General features: G+C 43.7%; 14 protein-coding genes. 6 read left to right on the top strand and 8 right to left on the bottom strand.

The window, feature by feature from the left end; genetic code table 11:
- Positions 1-39: 39 nt before the first annotated feature.
- Genes kdpB through kdpF form a run of 3 tightly spaced genes read right to left on the bottom strand, consistent with a single transcriptional unit; the run spans position 40 to position 3891 of the window.
- Positions 40-2067, bottom strand: a complete 2028-nt coding sequence (gene kdpB, locus GPM24_RS14050; RefSeq protein ID WP_158827446.1) for a potassium-transporting ATPase subunit KdpB — start codon at positions 2065-2067, stop codon at positions 40-42.
- Between the two features lie 15 nt (positions 2068-2082).
- Complete coding sequence (gene kdpA, locus GPM24_RS14045) at positions 2083-3801, bottom strand: potassium-transporting ATPase subunit KdpA (protein WP_158827445.1); 1719 nt, start codon at positions 3799-3801, stop codon at positions 2083-2085.
- Between the two features lie 12 nt (positions 3802-3813).
- Entirely contained in the window at positions 3814-3891 is a 78-nt protein-coding gene (gene kdpF / locus GPM24_RS22380; RefSeq protein ID WP_158828607.1) for a K(+)-transporting ATPase subunit F, read from the bottom strand.
- Positions 3892-4347: 456 nt separating this feature from the next.
- On the opposite strand from kdpF, the gene GPM24_RS14035 reads away from it, so the two are divergent.
- From GPM24_RS14035 to GPM24_RS14025, 3 genes are all read left to right on the top strand, one after another.
- A complete protein-coding gene (locus tag GPM24_RS14035; RefSeq protein ID WP_158827444.1) occupies positions 4348-4743 on the top strand; it encodes a hypothetical protein in 396 nt (131 codons plus the stop codon).
- Between the two features lie 145 nt (positions 4744-4888).
- Positions 4889-7105, top strand: a complete 2217-nt coding sequence (locus GPM24_RS14030; RefSeq protein WP_158827443.1) for a bifunctional alpha,alpha-trehalose-phosphate synthase (UDP-forming)/trehalose-phosphatase — start codon at positions 4889-4891, stop codon at positions 7103-7105.
- A 48-nt stretch (positions 7106-7153) separates the two neighbouring features.
- The gene (locus tag GPM24_RS14025; RefSeq protein WP_158827442.1) at positions 7154-7369 is read left to right on the top strand and encodes a hypothetical protein; all 216 of its coding nucleotides are present in this window, start codon (positions 7154-7156) and stop codon (positions 7367-7369) included.
- A gap of 171 nt (positions 7370-7540) precedes the next feature.
- Here GPM24_RS14025 and GPM24_RS14020 read toward each other — a convergent pair whose 3' ends face one another.
- Genes GPM24_RS14020 through GPM24_RS22310 form a run of 3 tightly spaced genes read right to left on the bottom strand, consistent with a single transcriptional unit; the run spans position 7541 to position 10428 of the window.
- On the bottom strand, positions 7541-8800 hold the full coding sequence (locus tag GPM24_RS14020) for a YeiH family protein (protein WP_158827441.1): 1260 nt from the start codon (positions 8798-8800) through the stop codon (positions 7541-7543).
- A gap of 16 nt (positions 8801-8816) precedes the next feature.
- Positions 8817-10277, bottom strand: coding sequence for a phytoene desaturase family protein (locus GPM24_RS14015; RefSeq protein ID WP_158827440.1), 1461 nt, complete (start codon positions 10275-10277; stop codon positions 8817-8819).
- Positions 10278-10305: 28 nt separating this feature from the next.
- Complete coding sequence (locus tag GPM24_RS22310; protein ID WP_255459128.1) at positions 10306-10428, bottom strand: hypothetical protein; 123 nt, start codon at positions 10426-10428, stop codon at positions 10306-10308.
- Positions 10429-10671: 243 nt separating this feature from the next.
- On the opposite strand from GPM24_RS22310, the gene GPM24_RS14010 reads away from it, so the two are divergent.
- From GPM24_RS14010 to GPM24_RS14000, 3 genes are read left to right on the top strand one after another with little or no spacing between them, the layout of a single operon-like run.
- Positions 10672-11328: a FadR/GntR family transcriptional regulator gene (locus GPM24_RS14010; protein ID WP_233268835.1), complete on the top strand. Its 657-nt coding sequence runs from the start codon at positions 10672-10674 to the stop codon at positions 11326-11328.
- A 12-nt stretch (positions 11329-11340) separates the two neighbouring features.
- Positions 11341-12174: a sulfite exporter TauE/SafE family protein gene (locus GPM24_RS14005; protein WP_158827439.1), complete on the top strand. Its 834-nt coding sequence runs from the start codon at positions 11341-11343 to the stop codon at positions 12172-12174.
- Between the two features lie 18 nt (positions 12175-12192).
- Positions 12193-12594, top strand: a complete 402-nt coding sequence (locus GPM24_RS14000; RefSeq protein ID WP_158827438.1) for a DUF1634 domain-containing protein — start codon at positions 12193-12195, stop codon at positions 12592-12594.
- A 334-nt stretch (positions 12595-12928) separates the two neighbouring features.
- Here GPM24_RS14000 and GPM24_RS13995 read toward each other — a convergent pair whose 3' ends face one another.
- Together GPM24_RS13995 and GPM24_RS13990 are read right to left on the bottom strand one after the other, a co-directional pair.
- On the bottom strand, positions 12929-15070 hold the full coding sequence (locus tag GPM24_RS13995; RefSeq protein WP_158827437.1) for a glycoside hydrolase family 31 protein: 2142 nt from the start codon (positions 15068-15070) through the stop codon (positions 12929-12931).
- Positions 15071-15430: 360 nt separating this feature from the next.
- Positions 15431-15610, bottom strand: coding sequence for a BF3379 family histone-like protein (locus tag GPM24_RS13990; protein WP_158827436.1), 180 nt, complete (start codon positions 15608-15610; stop codon positions 15431-15433).
- Positions 15611-15750: the final 140 nt, after the last annotated feature.

Here is a 15750-nt window from a genome sequence, read left to right as displayed (position 1 = left end):
TTTTATTTTTTTTATAACTGAGTCGATGAATTAAGCCTGTTAAAAGAAAAGGCCGACTAACAAATCGATTAACTTAATACCTATAAATGGTGCTACTACGCCGCCCAATCCATAAATAAGCAGGTTACGACGGAGCAGCGCACTGGCACCAATAGGTTTGTACTCCACTCCTTTTAATGCCAATGGAATTAATGCAGGGATAATGATGGCGTTAAAAATTACAGCTGACAGGATAGCGCTTTCGGGACTATGTAAGCGCATAATATTCAGGCTTTGTAATGCTGGGATAGATGCGATGAACAAGGCCGGTACAATAGCAAAGTATTTAGCTACGTCATTAGCGATAGAAAAGGTGGTAAGTGTACCCCGGGTAATCAAAAGCTGCTTGCCTATTTCCACAATCTCAATCAGCTTAGTCGGGTCGTTATCCAGGTCCACCATGTTACCGGCTTCTTTGGCCGCCTGGGTGCCGCTGTTCATGGCTACGCCTACGTCGGCTTGGGCCAGGGCCGGTGCATCATTAGTACCATCGCCCATCATGGCTACCAGTTTACCACTGTTTTGCTCATGCTTTATGTAGTTCATTTTATCTTCCGGCTTAGCTTCGGCAATAAAATCATCCACGCCGGCTTTTTCAGCAATAAACTTGGCGGTAAGCGGGTTGTCGCCAGTTACCATTACGGTTTTTACGCCCATTTTACGCAGACGTTCAAAACGCTCGGCGATGCCGGGTTTGATGATATCTTGCAGCTCAATGGTACCCAACACTTCTTCGTTGTAGGTTACTACCAACGGTGTACCGCCGTTTGAGGAGATGGCCTGTACACGTTCTTTAACAGCAGCAGATACGGTATGCCCGGCATTCAACGCCATTTTGCGCATAGAATCATAAGCACCTTTGCGGATACGGTCACCATCTGGTGTATTAATACCACTCGAACGGGTTTCGGCTGTAAACTTAATAAACTCTGCACCGGCGGGTACTTGCGGAATGGCCATATGCGAGGCAGCCAACTCAACAATGGATTTACCTTCAGGAGTTTCATCCGCTAAAGAAGACAGTACCGCGGCCCTTACCAAATCATCCGGCGATACATCGGGTGCCGGCCAAAACTGAGTGGCTTTACGGTTACCGATAGTAATAGTACCGGTTTTATCTAGCAGCAATACATCAATGTCACCTGCAGTTTCCACCGCTTTACCCGATTTGGTGATCACGTTGGCCCGCAACGCCCTGTCCATACCGGCAATACCGATGGCAGAAAGTAAACCGCCAATGGTAGTTGGTATCAAACAAACGAACAGGGAAATTAATGCTGCAATGGTGATAGGTGTATTTGCATAATCGGCAAACGGTTTAAGCGTTACGCATACAATAATAAAGATGATGGTAAAACTGGCCAGCAAAATAGTCAGGGCAATTTCGTTAGGCGTTTTTTGGCGTGATGCGCCTTCAACCAGTGCAATCATCTTGTCTAGGAAGCTTTCGCCGGGCTGAGTGGTTACCATCACTTTGATCTTGTCGGACAGTACCTTGGTACCACCGGTTACAGACGATTTATCGCCGCCAGCCTCACGGATAACCGGGGCAGATTCGCCAGTAATTGCCGATTCATCTATCGTAGCCAAACCTTCAGTAATCTCACCATCAGTAGGAATGGTATCGCCTGCCTCGCAAACAAAGACATCGCCCTTGCGTAGCTCGTTGGATGATTTAGACACGATGGTACCGTTATCCAACAGCACGTTGGCTGGTGTTTCCTCGCGGGTTTTGCGCAAGCTATCGGCCTGTGCTTTGCCGCGTGCTTCGGCAATTGCTTCTGCAAAGTTGGCAAACAGTACCGTAAGCAACAGGATGATAAAGATAATGAGGTTATAGGCAAATGAGCCTTGGCCTTTATGAGTTAAGCTATAGATGGTTACATAAAGCATTACCACTGTGCCAATTTCAACGGTAAACATTACCGGATTACGCAGCATAACGCGGGGATCGAGCTTTACAAATGATTCTTTAAGTGCAGTTTGCACCAGTGCCGGCTCGAAAAGTTTATTGGATTGAGTTTTCATTCTTGTAAACGTCAATTATTTAAGCATGGAAAAGTATTCTGCCAGCGGACCTAATGCTAAGGCAGGGAAATAAGACAGCGCATTAAGCACCAGGATAACAGCAAACGTCATGATGCCGAAAGTGAAAGTATCGGTTCTGAGTGTACCGGCCGATTCGGGCACATATTTTTTGCGTCCCAACAAGCCAGCAATAGCCACCGGACCGAAAATGGGCAGAAAACGTCCCAGGATAAGCACAAACCCTGTGCTTACGTTCCAGAAGATATTGTTATCGCCCAAACCTTCGAAACCAGAACCGTTATTGGCGTTCGCGGAAGTCATTTCATACAACATTTCTGAAAAGCCATGGAAACCAGGGTTATTAAGCCAAGCCGATGGCTTCACAGACCAATCGGCATTGCCATGCGCCATATACACGTAGCTGGCCAGAGCTGTACCTGCCATAATCAGGAACGGGCTCAGTAAGGTAATCAGGGCAGCAATCTTCACTTCTCGTGCCTCTACTTTATGGCCCAAAAATTCGGGGGTACGGCCCACCATCAAGCCCGATATGAATACAGCAATTATGAGATAAATAAAGTAGTTGAGTATACCTACGCCACAACCGCCAAAAAAGCCATTAATCATCATGCCCAGCAGCTGCCAGCAGCCCGTAAGCGGCATGGTACTATCGTGCATACTGTTAACAGAACCAGTGGATACAATGGTGGTTAAAGTGCTCCAGTAGCCGGTTGCCATCGGGCCAAACCGCACTTCTTTACCTTCCATAGCTCCTGTAGCTTGGCTAATGCCCATTTTAGCAATGGCCGGGTTACCGCCCAATTCGCTACTTATGGTCGGGATCATCAGCATCAGCATACCCAAAGTCATCATCGAAAAGATAACCCAGCCCAACTTTTTGCGTCGGATGTAATAGCCAAAGGCAATAATCATGGCTATAGGTATTATCATTTGCGAGATGATCTCGACCATGTTGGTTAGATAATTGGGATTCTCGAGCGGATGCGCAGAATTAACCCCGAACCAGCCACCACCATTGGTGCCAAGGTGTTTAATGGCAATCATGGCCGCTGCCGGACCACGGGAAACATTCACTGTATCGCCCTGCATGGAGATGAACTGATCTTTACCAGCATAACTACTTGGCGTACCGTTGAAGGCTAAAATTAACGCTACTACAATAGCTAACGGTAAAAGCAAGCGGGTAATGGATTTTACAAAATAATCCCAGAAATTGCCCAGGTTTTCGGTAGTCTTGTCACGAAATGCGTTAAACAGTGCAACTGCTGCAGCTATACCTGTTGCCGCACTAGTAAAGTGCAAAAACATAAATATAAAGTGCTGGGTAAGATAAGTGGCGCCACTTTCGCCCGAGTAGTGCTGCAAATTACAGTTTACTACAAAGCTGATGATGGTGTTAAAAGCCAGATCCGGCGTTTGGCCCGGATTGCCATCTGGGTTCAATGGCAGTTTATCCTGAAATATCAGCATAAAAAAACCGTATACCAGCCATAAGATGTTGATGGTCATCATAGCCTTCAAAAACTGTTTCCAGTTCATGGGCTCTTTAGGGTTGATGCCCGACAGTTTGTAGATACCATTTTCGAGCGGCTTTAAAAAATCGGTCCACACACGCTCGCCGGCAAACATTTTGGCCAGGTACTTACCCAGCGGAATGCCAATAAGCAGCGTAATCAGGAACGATACTACAATGCCTAAAAATTCGGTGTTCATAGTTTAATCAGATTAAAATTTTTCGGGTTTAAGCAGTACATAAATCATGTAGATGAATACCGCAATGGAGATAATGAATAAGGCTAACATAGTTTCTTAGATTTTTTCGAACCAGTCGATGGATTTAAAAATGACCCAGCATAGAATGAGCAGGGCAACGAGTAAGGATAAAGTCAGCATAACTTTGATAATTTGATTCGACATAGCCAAACCCAATACCAAAATCATAGAATTTTACATATTTATTTGTATATCAATAATATACAATTACAAAAAATTACTTTATAGGGATTGAACTCCCCCCTAACCCTTCCAAAATGAAAGGGTTATTTTATCAGATTGACAAGTTCGGTACAAAAACAAGAAAAGAAATTTCTTCACTATCACTTCCTTGTTTGGTTTTATTGAGTAATCTGGATTACCCGTAGTAACCTAGTGGCAACACGCTGATGTATCGAGTCGCAAACGAATTGCAAACCTCTATTTTCGAACACTAAATACTCCCATTATTTGATAAAAGGCAAAGTTTTTGTTATATTAGAAAAGATGGCGCTTAAAAAACTGCTTTATATACTCGTTTCGGTCTGGCTAATTAATAGCCTGGTTTGCTTCCATAGCAGTAATCCGTTCGAGGGCAGTGTAAGTAATTCGCAAAGCGTTCAGAAACATGTGCGCGTTCCTAATAATCTTCTTAAGTTATTAGCCAGTACGCACAATGGCTTGGGAAAAGATGACGATGCATTACCGCAAAAAATAAAGTACAGCTACCGCTACATGGGTAGCAGGTATCAAAGCCTCGGGGTAGTTTGTCAAGCGTTTGATTTGTTGAAAACCAGTTTCTGCCCTTCAGCAGAATTGACATCGTTAGCATCTAATCCGTACTATAAAGTAAAAAGAATCTTATCTCCGGATGTTCCTATATTCCGATTAACCCCGTTTTGATCCTTTTGGTATTGCACGGCTTTGGCCGATTATCATTTTATTAATTCTACACAAGGCGCCCGTATCAAATGCAGCTATCAAAACCTAGTTGCAGTATTTGATAACAGCGGCTTGCTATTTTCATACCTATAAGAGAAAGGATCAAATGTCCAGATTATTTGTGGTGGCCAATCGGCTACCTGTAACTATAGAAAAACAAGGCGAAACCTACACCTACCGGCAATCATCAGGCGGACTTGTTGCCGCCATAAGTGCTTACCTAAGCCAGGACGGAAATACACGGTTTGCCCAAAAAATATGGGTTGGGGTTTCTGAATGTTCGGAAACTGTCTGGCAAACTGCTGCCGGAACCATGAGTGCAGATTACGATTTTAAACCTTTGTTTGTATCGCCCAAAACGTACGATCAGTATTACAACGGGTTTTCCAATTCTGTGTTATGGCCGCTATTTCATTACTTCCCTTCATTCGCCGATTACCAGCCATCGTTTTTTGAGGCCTACCTAAAAATCAATACGCACTTTGCAGACGTTTTGCTGCAAAACCTGAATAATGATGACACCGTTTGGATACATGATTATCATTTATTGCCATTGGCCGGCATGCTCAGAAAAAAGCTACCATCGTTAACCATAGGTTTCTTTCTGCACATTCCGTTTCCATCTTATGAACTATTCCGGGTGATTCCTAAACAATGGCAACACGAACTGTTGAGCGGATTGCTTGGTGCCGATGTTATTGGCTTCCATACAGAAGATTACAGGCAGCATTTTCTTAGCTGTGTACAAAAAGTGGTTAAGGCTAAAAGCGAAAACCAGATGATTATCTACAATGGCCGCCAGATTTGCACAGGAACTTTTCCGATCGGGATCGATTTTGACCGCTTTCACAATGCCGCGAGTGATCGTAACGTGCTTGCCAAAAGAGCTGATTACCTTCGTTCAAAGCAAGACAAAAAGCTTTTATTTTCGGTTGACCGGCTGGATTATACTAAAGGCGTTTTTAACCGTCTTAAAGGCTACCGCGAATTTTTGGTACAAAATCCAGGTTACAGAGGAAAGGTTGTTTTTGCCTTAGTAATTGTACCATCCCGTGATAATATCAGTAAATACGCTGAGCGGAAGAAAATGATTGACGAGTATATTGGCAATTTCAACAGCCGCTTCGGCAACATCAGCTGGCAACCGGTTATCTATCAATATGGCCACCTTTCTTTTGAAGAACTGCTAGGCTTGTATACCGCTTGCGATCTGGCACTGATTACACCGCTCAGAGATGGCATGAACCTGGTGGCCAAAGAATTTGTTGCTTCTCGTCGCGACCGGCAGGGTGTGCTGGTACTAAGCGAAATGGCCGGAGCAGCCAACGAACTGACCGAGGCATTACTGATTAACCCGAACGACCGTAAAGAGATTGCGCAAATGATTCGCATGGGTTTAGAAATGAGTCCGGGCGAACAGGAAGAACGTATGACGGCCATGCAGCAACGCATCAGTTCTTATAATGTAATAACCTGGGCGAAGGCTTTTTTTAGCAAGCTTGACCAAGCACGGCAACAACAAAATCAAACTGAGCCACGATTGCTGGACAATTTTGCTAAAGCAAAACTATTTCAACATTATACACAGGCAGAAAACAGGTTGTTATTGCTGGACTATGACGGCACTCTGGCACCATTTACGGCAGACCCTCAGGCAGCTTCACCATCAGAAACGGTATTACAGGTTCTTGCTGAACTTAGTGCCGATTCGAAGAACTATTTGTATATCGTATCTGGCCGGGACAGCGACTCACTTGAACGATGGCTTGGCCATTTACCAGTGGGGTTAATCGCCGAACACGGCGTTAAAGTAAAACACCCTAAAACTGCCTGGCAAGAACGCGGTACAGCAGCAACGCGCTTGGCTTTACTTAATGTTGAAAATCTGATGATGAACTTTGTTGAGCAATGCCCTGGTTCTTTCATCGAAAAAAAAGATTTTTCGGTGGCATGGCATTACCGTAAGGCCGACCTTTCAATATCTGAGTTGAAAGCCAGGCAACTTTACCAATTACTTTCATCAACGGTAGACCCTGCAGCACTGAGCATTTTACAGGGGCACAAGGTAATTGAAGTTAAGGGTGCCAATATCAATAAAGGTGAAGCCATTGCCCAATTGCTGGGCCAATACCCATCAGATTTTGTTTTATGTATTGGTGATGACCAAACAGATGAAGACATGTTTAGAAAACTTCAAGGGAACAGCAATGCATTCACTATTAAAGTGGGTAGCGAATCGTCTTTAGCTTCTTATAACTTATTGACGCCTTACCTCGTGCAAGAGTTGCTGCAACGGATGTGCACATGCGATGAATTGGTATAAGCAGTATTATCAATTTTATTTAATAACTATCAAAAAAATTCAACAACTATGAAAAATCCATTAGCCATAGGTATGATCGTTTTAGGAGTAATTATGCTCATCTGGACCGGTTTTACTTACACCAAAAAAGAAAAAGTAATTGATGCAGGACCGATTCAGGTTTCTGCTGATAAAGAAAAAAGTGTAAACTGGCCGCCTTACGCAGGTGGCATATTGATTTTGGGCGGAGTTATAATAATGGCTATAAATAAAAGAACCAGTTAAAGGGGGGGCCGTTGCCTCAGTATAAACTATCTAAGCGGCACTATTGTGCCGCTTTTTTTGTGGCAAATGCTGTAACATTATTTTGAAAGCTTAACCTGCTTGTATGCTATGGCTTTTACAAACATCGCTTTACACATGACTATAAATGAGCGCTTTGCGTAGCCTAAACATTTACCTGAATAAAAGAAAAGCAATAGCCAACGTGATGAAAATATTAAAGGTTTGCGCAATTAAAAAGGCATAAAGTGGCTTTTTGCCATTGGCACTAAACAAATCGCTAAATTTAGTTTCTAAACCAATACTGGTAAAAGCCAAAGCAAACCACAAGCCTTGCAAATTTTTCAGGCTGTCTTTTACATGGGCGGTTACATCAGCCGGAATAACAAAAGAAAACAATAGAGATGCACCTATAAAGCCTAATACAAACTTGGGGAACCGTTCCCATATCACGCTCAATGTAGGTTTCTTATCCGCATCGTTAGCTGAAGGGTGCTTGGTGTACGTCCAGTAAACAGATATGGCAAAAGCGGCCAGGCCTAACAATACATTTTGTGAGAATTTAACAATAGTGCTGATTTTTAGAGCAGCTTCGCCTACCAAAGTACCCGACGCTACCACAGCGCCGGTGGTATCAATACTTCCACCCAACCAGGCGCCGGTCACCTCTTGCGGCATATTAAAGTGGTGGGCGATGATCGGCATTACAATCATCATGGGAATGGCTGTAATGAGCACCATAGAAATGACATACGACAGCTTTTTCGAATCACCTTTTATAGCCCCAGCGGTTGCAATAGCTGCCGATACACCACAGATAGATACAGCGCTGGAAATCATCATGGTAATTTCATCGTCTATTTTCATTTTCCGGCAAACCCAGTAAGCAAAGTACCATACCGAGGTAACCACCACCAATGATTGTATCAATCCCAAAGAACCCGCCTTCAGAATATCCGAAAAAATGACACTGGTTCCCAACAGCACTAAGCCAATTTTCACAAACAGCTCAGTAGATAGTGAATTACGCAGCCGTTCGGGCAGATTGAACACATTACTAATGAGTAAACCGATCACGAGGCTAAAAATTACCGCCTCGAGATTTAACGCTTTGGCCTGACTACTGCCGGCCAAAATCAGTGCAAGAATCGTGAGCAGGTATACAATGGGAAAGCCACGTGAAAAATCGGTAAAGCTTTTACCGCTTAACCATACGCCTATCAATCCAATTATGCCCACAAATAAAAACTGCAAACCGATTAATTTTAAGTTGCCGGCACCTAAAACTTTAGTAATTAAATCGTCGCTGGTTTTCCAGCCAAACGCCGGTACAGCAAGCAACACACCGGCTAGGGCCAGCAGAATAATTAATGAACCGAGGATGACCACCACCCAGTCTTCATGTAATTTAAATTTGGTATCAGTTGATGACATGTATTTTGATTGTTTGTTAATGAGTATGCAGAGATGAAACTTTAATGTGAAAATGATTTTGCAGCGCGTGTTTAGCCGCATGATAGCCGCACATGCCGTGCACGCCTCCACCCGGCGGCGTAGATGACGAGCATAAGTACAGGCCTTTAACTGACGTAGTGTATGGCGACCAGCGCACGGCCGGACGAGTAAACAGCTGCCTTAAATCGATAATACCGCCATTGATATCGCCACCAATAAAATTGGGATTGTATTGCTGTAATTCGGCTGTATCAAAAGTATGCTTAGCCAGTATCCTATCTTTAAAACCAGGGGCAAAACGTTCCACCTGATTTTCAATAGCCGCCGTCATATCAACGGTAGATCCGTTGGGTACATGGCAGTAAGCCCAGGCTGTGTGTTTTCCAACAGGAGCCCGTGTTGGATCAAACACGCTGGGCTGAGCTAATAATATGAATGGCTTATCGGGATGATGCCCTTTGGCCGTTTGCTGTTCGTTGTAGGCAATTTCACTTAGTGTGCCACCCAAATGTACGGTACCGGCTTGCCGGGTGGACTCGTCTGCAAAAGGTATTGGTGCATCCAAGGCCCAATCTATCTTGAAAACGCCCATGCCATACCGGTATTTTTGCAGCTGGCTTTTGTATAAGCCCGATAGCTTTTCGCCCGCTATTTGCAATAGTTGCTGTGGCGTGATGTCAAACAGTACCGTTTTGGCCGATGGCAACTGCATGAGCGATGTGATATAAGTATTGGTTTCAATTTTTCCGCCGATGGAAGTAAAGTAAGCGGCCATCGCCTGCGCAATTTGATTGGAACCACCTTTAGGTAAAGGCCAGCCCTCTAAATGTCCATTCGCCATCAGCACCAAGGCGATGGCCGATGTAGCCCAGTTTTGCAAAGGCTGAATAGCATGTGCCGCCATACCGGCAAAAAGTGCTTTGGCTCGCTCGGTTTTAAAGTGTTTGGCTAAAAGTGTTGCCGGCTGCAAAGCTTTCAATCCGAAGGCAGCCATAGCTAATGGATGCTTAGGTAAACGCAGAGGCCCCAATATATCGGGCGCAATAAATGGCCAGTTTTTAACCACTGGCTGCATCAATTTTAAGTAAGTATCTTTATCATCTCCGAAAAGCGAAGCCGTTTCATAAAGATCATTTTTTAATATAGCAGCCGGTGCATCATCAAACGGATGAGCGGCGGCTACTTCGGGATAGATGAACTCCAGGCCAAACTGATCCAAAGGTAAAGTTTGCAAGAACGGCGAACCAACGGCCAGCGGATGAATGGCCGAACATACATCATGCAGATAACCGGGCAGGGTTAACGCCTCACTCGATAAACCGCCGCCTATCCTGCTCTTGCCTTCCAGCAATAATACTGATAAACCATGCTGCTGTAGCAATATAGCTGCGGCTAGGCCATTAGGGCCCGAGCCTACTACTACAGCGTCGTAATCATAATTAGTTTTTATGCCCATTCGTTAATATCGGCCAGCTTGCAATTTGCTATCCTTTAACACGTAAATTTTTTCTGTACCTGTCCAGCACAATATAAACAGAATCTTCCTGATCATTGATACCCGATAATATTACCCGGCAACCATTTTGCGTAGCGTATTTTAAAATCATGCGGTTTCTTTCACGCTTGCTTGCTTTTCTTCGGCTATACCTTTTATGTGCCGACCGGATATGGCAGCTGTATTAATGCGGTACGCTTCGTCGGGTATGTTGGCCAAGTCTTCTATCGTGTGCCTCTTATTAAATGTACTGTAAGTTTTCCATGAATCATCAATCTAAAGTTGCAATTATACATTAGAATTCAATTAAAACATCATATGTTTAAATAAACATCATACCTTTGCATTATTAAGTATGATGAACAGCGAAGAAAAACTTAGCGATCGCATTTGCAATCAGATCAGGCAAGACATCAGTTCGGGCAAGTATAAGGGTGGCGACAAAATTCCACCAGAACCAGAATTGATGAAACTATACGGTGTCGGGCGGTCAACTATCCGGGAAGCGGTAAAAACGTTAGTGACCAACGGCGTATTACACGTACGGCAGGGAGTAGGTACAACTGTTAGTACTGCTCAGCCCACCGACTCATTAGATAACCGGCTAAAGCGGGCTGATTTTGATGAAATTAATACGGTAAGAAAGTTACTTGAAAAAGAAATTGTGCTGTTAGCCGTTAGCCATCATAACACGGCACACCTTGACGAGATGGCACAGTGGCTCGGTAAACGCCGGAATGCCATTGAACAGGAAGACCGCCAGCAGTGTATGGACGCTGACATTGGCTTTCATATGGCCATTGCACATGCTGCCGGTAACCGCGTACTTTTTGACCTGTACGAAAGCTTTACACAACTTATCCGAAACTTTTTTCAGGCGCGGGAAGCAAAAGGCGTTAGCCATTTTGCACTCACACACCATTTGCACGAGCAGCTATATCAAGCCATCAAAGCAAAAAAAGCAAAGGCAGCGCAACAAGTGCTTGAGCAAATTTTGAATAATAATTATTAATCCAATTTAGGTATGACAATACTCACATTCAGTTTAATACTTTTAGCCGGTTCTTATCTGGCCGGACTACTTGGATCTTTAACCGGCTTGGGTGGCGGCGTAGTGGTGATTCCGTTACTTACGCTGGTGTTCGGTGTGGATATACGCTATGCCATCGGGGCTGCCTTGCTGGCATCCATTGCCACATCGTCGGGTTCAGCAAGCGCTTATGTTAAAGAAGGGATTACCAATATCCGTTTGGGCATGTTTCTGGAAATTGCCACAACCATTGGCGCAGTACTGGGCGCTTTAATTGCCGTATATACGCCAACCAATACCATCGCCATGCTTTTTGGCGGCATTCTGATCTTTTCGGCCGCTATGACCCTGCGTAAAAAAAATCAGGAAGTATTAACACAAGGCAGTCGTTTGTCTTACCTTTTAAAACTCAATAGTACTTACCCTACAACCAATGGCCCGGTACCCTATAAGCTTAAAAATGTAGGAGCCGGTTTTTCGTTGATGACATTAGCCGGTGTGATATCCGGATTGCTGGGCATTGGATCGGGTGCGTTAAAAGTGCTGGCTATGGACACGGCCATGCGTATTCCGTTTAAAGTGAGCACCACCACCAGCAATTTTATGATTGGCGTTACGGCAGCAGCAAGCGCCGCCGTTTATCTGCAAAGGGGCTATATGGATCCAGGCCTGGCGTTTCCGGTGATACTGGGTGTGTTGGGTGGCGCACTTACCGGGGCCAAACTGCTACAAAAAATGAACCCGCAGGTTTTAAGAATCATATTTTGCGTTGCCATCACCTTTGTAGCGCTCGAAATGATTTACAACGGCTACCAGCATAAATTTTAAAAGTTAACCATACTATACATGAAAAAGATACTATCAAAAAGTTTTTGGAATGATACCGATGTAGAGCAACTGGTTGGCCAGTTGTTAAGATACGGTGTGATTATTGCCAGTGGCATCGCTTTTTTGGGTGGCGCACTTTACATTATACAGCATGGCAATTCGGGCATACCTGCTTATAGTAAGTTTGTTGGAGCAGGTGCCGGCTATACCACTTACGGCGGAATTTTGAAAGGCGCACTAGCCCTGCGCGCAGCGGAAATCATCCAGTTGGGCGTGCTGGCCTTAATTGCCACACCGATACTACGTGTATTCTTCTCGCTGGTAGCGTTTGCTTTGGAAAAAGACAAGCTCTATGTTATCATCACGCTTGTTGTATTAAGCGTGATGATGACCAGCATTTTTGGCGGGTTGAAGATTTAGGCCGAATAGTCTAATCTGACCGTACTACTGTTATCCTTTTTAATAACGGTAACAGCGTACAACTAAGGCTATTTGAAAATAACCGTTATTGATGGTATAGCTAGCTAACTAATTCGCTAGCTGTACCATCAATCTTGAAAAATTTTTATTTATGCAAAAGTGGCCGGCATTGTCCAACCGTTTTCTTCGGCGAAAGGCCCGTCGGTAACATCCACTGGAATTAGCATACAAAATCCGGATGTTTCATCTTTTCGAGATATCTTAGGTATAGTATGATGACTGCCGTGTTACTCTACTTCGTATAGCACAACTTTACGCAGCAAAGCTTACCCTACTATTTAATTAGTTGCCAACGGGATACCGCATATCTATGCTCTTTGAACTGCCCATTGCGAATTAGCTTTCCTTTAGAACCATCCCAATTCAATTGGATTCTGTTGAAACTGCCCTTCTCATAATTGAATGTGTAACCATCGTCCTCAAAAAGAGAAGCAGATGCAGGTCCATCGCCATAAACATAGCAAACCAATTCAAATTTATAATCGGGTGATACATTCTCCAGCGGCTTGGCCAACGGCAACACTGTACCCGACTTAATAAATATAGGCAACTGGGTCAGTTCTGGTTTTATAGTATACGTTTGGCCTCCCTGATATTTCTTATTGGTATTAAAATCGTACCAGGTACCTTTGGGAAGATATACCTGCCGCTCGTTCTGTTCCTCAGTCAACGGAGCGGCCAGTATGCCGCTGCCAATCATATACTCGTCAGACAAATTAAAGGTCTTTGAATCTTTGGGATAATCCATAACCAATGCTCTGAATGGTGGAATTCCCTTTGCCTGATAATCGGCAAAGGCTGCATACAAATACGGAATTAAGCTCATCCTAAAATTGAAGAGCTTGCGTATTTCTGCTTCCGTTGTCTTGGCCTCGTCCATAAACTGGTCATGATTATTCTTTTCAATATTAATTTGAAGCCATGGCGGATTTTTCAGATACCAGGAGTTGAATAACGTTTGTGCAGATAAAACAGCTGTTTGACTACGGCGCATAAAATCATTTACTGATTTTGATTCGCGCACTTCGGGCGACCAGAGCATACCTGCAAAACCAGCTGTGGATATCATACGGATATATTGCTTGTGGTCATAACTATCACTGTATAATACCGCCGGGTAAGGCGATGCAAAATCACCGGATGCACGCACGTCCAGATAAGTTCTTTTATTTTGCTTTTTATAAATGCTGTAAATAGTTTGCTGATATAACAGCCCAAAAAGCTGGTGCATTTGCTCACCGCTAAGGCCTGATGGAAAAGTACTCAGTTCCGGAAAGCTCCAGGTAGCATCACCCATAGCTAAGTTACTATTGTCGCACTCATCCATCTTAAAGCCCGAAATACCTTTAGCAGCGAAAGTTTTTGCATGATAATCGGCAAAAAGGTTGCGCGCCGCAGCGTCTCCAAAGTCAGGCACCAACCCATTCCAAACCAGGTAATCGCCAGCGCGGTTTTTTAAGGGTTCAAATAATGGAGATTGATTGGATACAAAAGCATGCTCCCATAAATTTAAATGAAATCCTTTATGAAGCATGGTGTCTATAAATTTGTCGGGCGTAGAAAAAAGTTTGGTATTCCAAACATATGAACAGGAATAGGCAGCAGTTTGCCACTTGGGTTCCAGTCCTAACACATCACAAGGTATATGGTTATCACGGAAATAAGCAGCCATTTGCCCAACTTGCGACTGGTTAAAATCAGCCTTTACCCTGTATTTGATGCCAAGTCCCCAAATAGCCGGCAATGCACCACCACCCGAAAACAGATTGTATCGCTGCATGGCCGTTTTTAAGTCCGGGCCATCAAAAATGAATACCTCAACACCTTGTGCACCCGGAATGTCAACGGTAATGGTTCCGGTACCTGCACCTTTATTTGCATAAAGCTCTGCAACGGAGTTACCTCCACCCTGCGCACCGCCGGTTACTGTTTGTAGCTTTGCAGTGGTACCGCAGTAAAAGGTAGTATAACGCGCGGTGTTTATGAGAATACCGTACCCCTTGTTAGACAAGTAAAATGTAGCCGGACCATGCGTATAGCCTAAATCGTTCAGCGGATTATCGTTTACAATGGGCCGCACTTTTAATCCGCGTTGATTAAACGCACCAATTTGCATACCCAAACCATATAACTGCTCATCTGCCGATAGAGGCAACACTACAACAGTTCCGCGGTTGTTTACTTTAACCTGTACACTATCTACCGGAAAGGTTGCACGAGATGATGGAAGTTTACTTAGCGCCGCCTTCATGGGCTGCATTGCAGCAAACCGGTAAGGACTAAGGCTATCGGGCTTGCCTACAGTAAGTTTTGAAACACCATTTGCAAGTATATCGGTTCGCCTTTGGGCAACAGTACTGCGAAGCTCGCCAAATAGCAGAAAAAGAAGCGTTAGTAAAGCAGAATATTTTAGCATAATCTATATTTAATAAAAGACAAAGTCTAGTGTAATTCCCGATTCAGAACAACATGCTTTCCATTGCAACACCCTATTGACAAGCAGCTGCAGTAACCGGTATAAAACCATATTAAACAATTAAGCAAAAACTGCTTTTGTTAATTATTTAACATGGTTAGTTTGTTTACCTGCAATCCGCCGTTTCAGATACAATCTAACGCAATGCAGTTAAAATGGAAAGGTAATGATTTTAATGAAACGTAGTGGCTTCAATTTTTCGAACCGAAGGGTTAAAATTGAAAAGAGGGATCAAGTAATATACTTATGAAAAAAGCCGCACCTATTATGGTACAGCTTTTCATGATACAATCAGCAGGATTACTTTGCTGCGTTCTTTTTTTCAGTAACGTCTTTTCTTAGGTCTGTTGCCAATACCTTTATTTCTTGTAAGGCATTACGCAAACGGGTACCTGCGGCTTTATTGTTTTTTTCATAAAAGGCCGCTCCTTCTTTTTCAGCTGTTTCTAACAGCGCTTTCAATTCTGCTAATTTTTCCATGGCTAAATGTGTTTATGATTTAGAGATTATGTAATACCGCCAAATATATTAATATTCCTGTATTTAGTGCCCATAAGCGGTAGATGACCTTAAATCTTATTATACAACTTCTGTTTTTGCAGATGCAATACGATAACAGA

The organism is Mucilaginibacter lacusdianchii (assembly GCF_009770985.1).
GTDB classification, from domain to species: domain Bacteria; phylum Bacteroidota; class Bacteroidia; order Sphingobacteriales; family Sphingobacteriaceae; genus Mucilaginibacter; species Mucilaginibacter lacusdianchii.
The sequence above is the reverse complement of the archived record's forward strand: the minus strand, read 5'-3'. Positions and strand labels throughout refer to the sequence as shown.